Genomic DNA, 6776 nt, shown 5'->3' with positions numbered 1-6776 from the left:
GCATCGGCAGCGGCGTCTCCCGCGAGGAGTACGCGGCCGGCCGGGCACAGTTCGAGAAGCTGCTGACCATCGCGCCGGGGCCCGACCCGGCGGGTAACGCCCACCGACAACCCGCCAGCCGCGGACCTACCGAACACGCACGGAGCACCCACGAACCCCGCACGCACAGGCAGGGCGGCCGGGGCGACATCGGGCGAAGCCGCGGTGCCACTGCGCGACCGGGTGCTGCTGGAGCTGCTCTACGCCACCGGCGTACGGGTCAGTGAGGCCTGCGGGTTGGACGTCGGGGACGTCGACCACGGCCGACGGGTGATCCGGGTGTTGGGCAAGGGCGGACGGGAGCGCTCGGTGCCGTACGGGGTGCCCGCTCAGCGGGCGTTGGACGACTGGTTGCACCGGGGCCGACCGGCGATGGTGGGCACCCACTCCGGGGACGCGCTGCTGCTGGGTGCCCGGGGTGGTCGGCTCAACCCGACGACAGCGCGTCAGATCGTCGGTGCGTACGCCGAGGCCGCCGGCCTGCCCCGGACGAGCCCGCACGGCCTCCGACACTCGGCTGCCACCCACCTGCTGGAGGGTGGTGCGGACCTACGCGCCGTGCAGGAGTTGCTGGGCCACTCGTCGCTGGCCAGCACGCAGATCTACACGCACGTCTCGGTGGAGCGGCTGCGGGCCGCCTACCGTCAGGCCCACCCCCGCGCCTGATCAAGGGCCGGAGGGCGAGCATCCCCGGCGGTTACGATCATCGGGTGAGCGTCCCGCAGCCCCCTGAGTCGATCCCGGGTGCCCGCCTGCTCTTCTCCCTGGACCCGGCGGTCAGTCACCTCAACCACGGCTCGTTCGGCGCGGTCCCGGTCGGCGTGCAGCGAGCCCAGCAGCGGCTGCGCGACGAGATGGAGGCCAACCCGCTGCGCTTCTTCACCCAGGGGCTGGTCGACCGGATCGCGCACACCCGTCGGCACCTCGCCGGTTTCCTGGGTGCCGACCCGGACGGCAGCGCCCTGGTGGGCAACACCACGACCGGCGTCGCCGTCGTGCTCCAGTCGATGGGCCTGCAACCCGGCGACGAGATCCTCAGCACCGACCACGGGTACGGGGCGGTGAGCCTGGCCATCCAGCGCGAGTGCCGCCGTACCGGGGCGGTCAGCCGGGTCCTGCCGATTCCGCTGGCGGCCACCGACGAGCAGGTCGTGCAGATCGTCCGCGACGGTCTGCGCCCCGGCCGGACCCGACTGCTCGTCGTCGACCAGCTCACCTCGGCCACCGCCAAGCTCTTCCCGACCGCCGCGATCGTCGGGGTGGCCCGGGAACACGGCGTGCCGGTGCTGGTGGACGCCGCACACGCCCCGGGGATGCTGCCCACCACGGTGGCCAGCATCGGTGCCGACTTCTGGGTGGGCAACCTGCACAAGTGGGCGTACGCCCCACGCGGGACCGCCCTGCTGGCGGTGGCACCGCAGTGGCGGGACCGGATCGAGCCGCTGGTGGTCTCCTGGGAGCAGGAGTCGGGCTTCCCGGCCCGGCTCGAGTGGCAGGCGACCCTCGACTACACGCCCTGGTTGGCCGCCCCGGCAGGGCTGTTCACGATGCGCAGTCTCGGTGTGGACCGGGTGCGGGCGCACAACGCGGCGCTCGCCGCGTACGGCCAGCGGGTGGTGGGGGACGCTCTGGGGGTGCCCCCCGCCGACCTGCCCGACCCCGGCGGACCGGGGGTGTCTCTGCGCCTCATCCCGCTGCCGGCCGGCATGGGCACCACGATCGACGCCGCACGGGCGTTGCAGGCGCGGATCGGCGAGCGGCTCGCCGCCGAGGTGGCGGTGATGAGCTGGAACGGCCGTGGGTGGCTGCGGCTCACCGGTCAGGTCTACAACACCGCCGACGAGTACGAGCGGCTGGCCACACGGTTGCCGGCCCTGCTCGCGCAGCGCTGACCGAACGCATCGACAGGAGGCCGGCACCGGCGGAGGGCCCGCTGACCGGGAGCAGGCGCACCGGGCCGAGGCCGAGCAGGGCGAGCGGGTCCAGGTACTCCTCGCCCCGGCGCAGGCCCCAGTGCAGGCACGCGTCCGCCGGGCAACCCGGATGGCCGGGCAGCAGTTCGCCCAGTGGCGCGCCTGCGGCGACCGCCTGACCGGGGCGTACCCCGGGTTGCACGGGCTCGTGGGTGGTTCGCAGCGCACCGGCGTGCCCCACGGTGACCACCGGTCGGCCGGCCACCAGACCGGCGAAGAGGATGGTGCCCGGCCCGGCACTGCGGACCACAGCTCCAGCCGGGGCGGCCAGGTCGACGCCCCGGTGGCCGGACAGCCACGGCTGGGGTGGCGGGTCGAAGCGGCGCACCAGTCGCGGTGGCCCGTCGAGCGGCCAGCGGAAGCGCTCGGCGGGAACGGACGCAGGAGCGGAAGCCTGGAACGCGATCGGCACGGTCGGCGTCGGTGGCTGGCCGGGCACCGCCGCGACAAGCACCGCCAGACCGCAGAGCTGCACGGTCAGCGCAAGTGGAACGGCGGCGCAGAGCAGCACGGTGCGGCGGATCGAACGGACCGATGGCTGTCGCATGACGGCAGCCTCCGGCCACGGTCGGGTGGTACGCCAGCCCGGCCGACGAACCTGTGGACAACCGGCGGCGCTGTGGACGACCACCCGACGCCCTCGATGATCTGCTATGCGCGACGCCTAACGGTCCAGGTCACCACCACTGTTCATTGGATCCGGTCTCGTAGTCGTACTCCTCTACGTGCTCCCACTCCCTGCCGGTCGCCTTCTGGTAGGCGTTGGAGGGAACGTCGAGGATCGAATCCGCGTGGGCGGCCTCGACGGTGGTGAAACGCGCGAACGCCGCCGGATCGGCCAGCACGGCATCGAACGCCGTCGGACCCGCCACCACCACCGCGCAGCGCGCGTACAGGAAGCCGTCGTCGGACAGGTGGTCCGCGCCCGGCGGGACAGCCTGAGCGAGCGCCCGACGGTCCAGTTGGTAGAGCTTGAACGCGAGCGTCTCGGCGAAGGCGACGATCCGTTCCACCGGCTCTTCCGACAGTACGGCGGTCAACCGCTCGTACGGCCGGTCGTCCTGGAGCTCGGGCCGACCGCCGAGCATCGCGACGAGCCGCCAGAAGTCCTCATCAGTGAGCATCACAATCCACGATGATCGCGCGGCCGAACGGATACGAGACCGGCGGCCCCACACCGCGCCGTCCCTCCGGTGCCGTTCTCGGGCCGCGAGGGAAGGCTTAAGGGCCTGTTCCATAAGAACTGGCCGGCCTGCGGCGGGCCCGGACGACGACCGGCCTCGGCTCGACCGCCCCTATGAAACAGGCCCTAAGCTGGGCCGCGTACGGCGGGTGCCGCCGTCTGGACCGGGGAGGCCCGCATGACCACTCTCGACGACCGGACCACGTCCCCCGCCGGCCCGACGGTGGCGGACGTGAGCGACCCGTCCCGGCTCGCGGCGCCGGACGAGGCGATCAGCGCCGAGGAGTTGCAGCTCGCCGCGCGTAACCACGGCATCCCGTTGGAAGCGTTGCGCTACGACGTCACCCCGGCCGGGCTGCACTACCTGCTGATCCATTACGACATCCCGGAGGTCGACGCGGCGACGCACGCGCTGACCATCGGCGGCGCGGTGGACCGGCCGCTGACGGTCAGCCTCGCCGACCTGCGTGAGCGGCCACGGGTCACCCGGCAGGTGACACTGGAGTGCGCCGGCAACGGCCGGGCCCTGTTGCATCCCCGACCGGTGAGCCAGCCGTGGCTGGTCGAGGCGGTCGGCAACGCCGAGTGGACCGGCACTCCCCTCGCTCCGCTGCTGCGGGAGGCGGGGCTCGGGCCAGACGCGATAGACGTGGTCTTCACCGGCGCCGATCACGGCGTCGAACGCGGGGTCGAGCAGGACTACCAGCGGGCGCTGCCGGTCGCCGACGCGTTGCGCGAGGAGGTGCTGCTGGCGTACGAGATGAACGGCGCTCCCCTGCTGCCGCAGCACGGCGCGCCGCTGCGGCTGATCGTGCCGGGCTGGTACGGCATGGCGCACGTGAAGTGGCTGCACTCGATCGAGGTGCGGACCGAACCGTTCGAGGGGTACCAGAACGCGGTGGCCTACCGGGTACGCCAGGACGCCGACGACCCAGGCGTGCCGGTCACCCGGATCGAGCCGCGTGCGCTGGTCCGCCCGCCCGGCTTCCCGGACTTCATGTCCCGCCGCCGTGTGCTGCGCCCCGGCCCGTGCACCGTCGACGGTCGGGCCTGGTCCGGGCACGCCCCGGTGGTGGCCGTGGAGGTGACGACCGACGGTGGGAAGAGCTGGGCGTCGGCCGAGCTGGACCCGGCGGATTCTGGGGACTTCGCCTGGCGGCGCTGGCGGTACGAGTGGACCGCCGCCCCGGGCCGCTACGTGCTGGGTGCCCGGGCGACCGACGCGTCCGGGCGGACCCAGCCGGTCGAGCAGCCGTGGAACCGTGGCGGTTTCGCCAACAACCTGGTGCAGCGGGTCGAGGTCGTGGTGCCGGCCGAGTGATCGGCGGCAGGTGCTACGCCACGGGTGGGGGGCCCGTGGCGTGGCCGGGTGCGGTCAGCCGCCGAAGCCGGAGTCGGCGGGCAGCGAGATGTCGGGCTTCTCCAGCTCCTCGACGTTGACGTCCTTGAAGGTCATCACCCGGACGTTCTTCACGAAGCGGGCGGGACGGTACATGTCCCACACCCAGGCGTCGTGCATCTCGACCTCGAAGTAGACCTCGCCGTCGGAGTTGCGCACGTGCAGGTCGACCTGGTTGGCCAGGTAGAACCGGCGTTCCGTCTCCACCACGTACGAGAATTGGCGGACGATGTCGCGGTACTCCCGGTAGAGCTGCAGCTCCATCTCGGTCTCGTACTTCTCGAGATCTTCCGCGCTCATCGCACTCCGCCTTCCATGGCCACATCTTCCCCCACCGGCGCCGGAGGCCGAGGCTGCTCGCCCAACGCCACGCCGACGGTACCCCCTGACGCCCAGGAGCGCTCCATCGGCTCTTCCGAGGCGTGGCCGCCGGGCCGTCGGGCGCGTGGCGGCCGACCGTCGCGGCCGGAGACCGCGGCGACATTGACGTACGAGAACCGGTGCTCCCGGCACGGCCCGTGCTCCCGCAGCGCCGCCGAGTGCTCCGGGGTGATGTAGCCCTTGTGCTCGGCGAAGCCGTACGCCGGGAACACCCCGTCCAGCTCCACCATGATCCGGTCCCGGGTGACCTTGGCGAGCACGCTGGCCGCCGCCACGCACGCGGCCACGCGGTCGCCCTTCCACACCGCCAGGCCGGGCACGCCCAGGCCGTCCACTCCGAAGCCGTCGGTCAGCACGTACTCCGGGCGGGTGGTGAGCGAGGCGAGCGCCCGGCGCATCGCCGCCAGGTTGCACACGTGCAGCCCTCGGGCGTCGACCTCGTCGGCGGGGATGACCACCACGGCGTACGCGAGGGCACGGTCCACGACCTCCGCGTACACCCGTTCCCGGCTGGCCGGGGTGAGCAGCTTCGAGTCGGCCAGCCCTTCGATCTCGCCGCGCCGCCCCTCGGGTAGCACCGCAGCGGCCGCGACCAGCGGACCGGCACACGCTCCCCGGCCCGCCTCGTCGGCGCCGGCGACGTGCCGGAACCCGCGCCGCTGCAGTGCTCGTTCCAGGGCGTAGAGGCCGGCCTCGCGGCGCACGACGGTGCGCGGCGGGGTCAGCACGGAGCCTCGTCCCGACCTGCGGCCGTCGACTGGCTCAGGCTGGTCAGCAGGGCGGGCAACTCGGGCGGGTAGAACCGCTCACCGCTGGCCACCAACTCGTCCGGGAGCCACCAGCGGTGATCGGCGATGCTGCGCTGCTCGATGTCGTTGAAGCCGGTGGTGTCGACCTGCCAGGACTGCACCCGAAGGAGGAAGAAGTCCTGCTCCTGGCGGTACCAGTTGCCGTCGAAGGTGAACTCGGTCGTGTCGGAGAAGACCGCCTCACCCAGCGCGGTCGGGTCGAGCCGCAGCCCGGTCTCCTCGGCCAACTCCCGTGCCGCGCCGGCTGCCGGGGTCTCCGCCGGATCGAGCCCACCACCGGGGGTGAACCAGTATCGATGCCCTGGTCGGGCCGGGTCGAAGCCCTCGAACAGCAGGACCCGACCGGCCGCGTCGACGAGCAGCACGCGGGCCGCGCGTCGAGGGGTGTAGACACGGCTGCTGCTGTTCGCGACTGCGGGGCTCGCAAGCTCACTCCTCGCGCTCACGTTCACCGCACCAGCCTGCCAGACCGACGGCGGATCGCCCACGCCCCGGTGGTCTACGGCTTGGGAATGCCGTCGAACGAGTCGGGCACGGTGAGCCAGGTGGCCCGGTTGACCGGCCAGAAGACGGTGAACGCCCGCCCGACCACGTCGTCCTCGGGGATCGTGGCCTCGGTGATGTTCTGCCCGGACTGCTGCCAGTGCTCCAGCGAGTCACCGGAGGCCGAGCGGTGGTCACCCATCACCCACAGCCGACCCTCCGGCACGGTGATGTCGAACTCCTGGTCGGCGGGCTTGTCGCGCACCCCGTCCAGGGAGAAGATGTACGGCTCGTCCAGCGACTTGCCGTTGATCATCAGCCGTTCCTGCGGGTCGCAGCAGACCACGTGGTCACCGGGGACACCGATCACCCGCTTGATGAAGTCCTCACCGTCGGGGTTGCCGCTCCACGTGGTGGGGGCTTTGAACACGATCACCTCACCGCGGTGCGGCGACCGGAAGTCGTAGACCAGCTTGTTGACCAACACCCGGTCATCGATCTTGAGTGTG

7 protein-coding genes and 2 pseudogenes are annotated in these 6776 nt (G+C 72.2%); 3 read left to right on the top strand and 6 right to left on the bottom strand.

What is annotated here, in order from left to right; genetic code table 11:
• Positions 1–210: 210 nt before the first annotated feature.
• Both ACWCO3_RS29235 and ACWCO3_RS29230 read left to right on the top strand, forming a co-directional pair.
• Positions 211–705: pseudogene (locus ACWCO3_RS29235) on the top strand (tyrosine-type recombinase/integrase); the annotation flags it as partial.
• A 44-nt stretch (positions 706–749) separates the two neighbouring features.
• Positions 750–1931, top strand: coding sequence for an aminotransferase class V-fold PLP-dependent enzyme (locus tag ACWCO3_RS29230; RefSeq protein WP_450013111.1), 1182 nt, complete (start codon positions 750–752; stop codon positions 1929–1931).
• Between the two features lie 37 nt (positions 1932–1968).
• Here the strand turns inward: ACWCO3_RS29230 and ACWCO3_RS29225 are convergent.
• Both ACWCO3_RS29225 and ACWCO3_RS29220 read right to left on the bottom strand, forming a co-directional pair.
• Positions 1969–2559 (bottom strand): annotated as a pseudogene (locus tag ACWCO3_RS29225) (M23 family metallopeptidase); the annotation flags it as partial.
• 130 nt (positions 2560–2689) lie between these two features.
• The gene (locus tag ACWCO3_RS29220) at positions 2690–3136 is read right to left on the bottom strand and encodes a DUF4240 domain-containing protein (RefSeq protein WP_450013109.1); all 447 of its coding nucleotides are present in this window, start codon (positions 3134–3136) and stop codon (positions 2690–2692) included.
• A 237-nt stretch (positions 3137–3373) separates the two neighbouring features.
• Here ACWCO3_RS29220 and ACWCO3_RS29215 point away from each other — a divergent pair, with 237 nt between their 5' ends.
• Positions 3374–4516: a sulfite oxidase gene (locus tag ACWCO3_RS29215; RefSeq protein WP_450013107.1), complete on the top strand. Its 1143-nt coding sequence runs from the start codon at positions 3374–3376 to the stop codon at positions 4514–4516.
• Positions 4517–4570: 54 nt separating this feature from the next.
• Here ACWCO3_RS29215 and ACWCO3_RS29210 read toward each other — a convergent pair whose 3' ends face one another.
• From ACWCO3_RS29210 to lepB, 4 genes are all read right to left on the bottom strand, one after another.
• Positions 4571–4894 (bottom strand): DUF2469 domain-containing protein, encoded by a 324-nt coding sequence (locus tag ACWCO3_RS29210; RefSeq protein ID WP_007075222.1) that lies wholly within the window; start codon positions 4892–4894, stop codon positions 4571–4573.
• Complete coding sequence (locus ACWCO3_RS29205) at positions 4891–5703, bottom strand: ribonuclease HII (protein ID WP_269680640.1); 813 nt, start codon at positions 5701–5703, stop codon at positions 4891–4893. Before ACWCO3_RS29205 ends, ACWCO3_RS29210 begins: the two co-directional genes overlap by 4 nt.
• Positions 5697–6230: an NUDIX hydrolase gene (locus ACWCO3_RS29200; RefSeq protein WP_145785829.1), complete on the bottom strand. Its 534-nt coding sequence runs from the start codon at positions 6228–6230 to the stop codon at positions 5697–5699. Before ACWCO3_RS29200 ends, ACWCO3_RS29205 begins: the two co-directional genes overlap by 7 nt.
• 53 nt (positions 6231–6283) lie before the next feature.
• Positions 6284–6776 (bottom strand): signal peptidase I (gene lepB / locus ACWCO3_RS29195; protein WP_450013104.1); only part of this gene is annotated, 493 nt, incomplete at its 5' end.

The organism is Micromonospora sp. NPDC002411, from assembly GCF_053592955.1.
The sequence above is the reverse complement of the archived record's forward strand: the minus strand, read 5'-3'. Positions and strand labels throughout refer to the sequence as shown.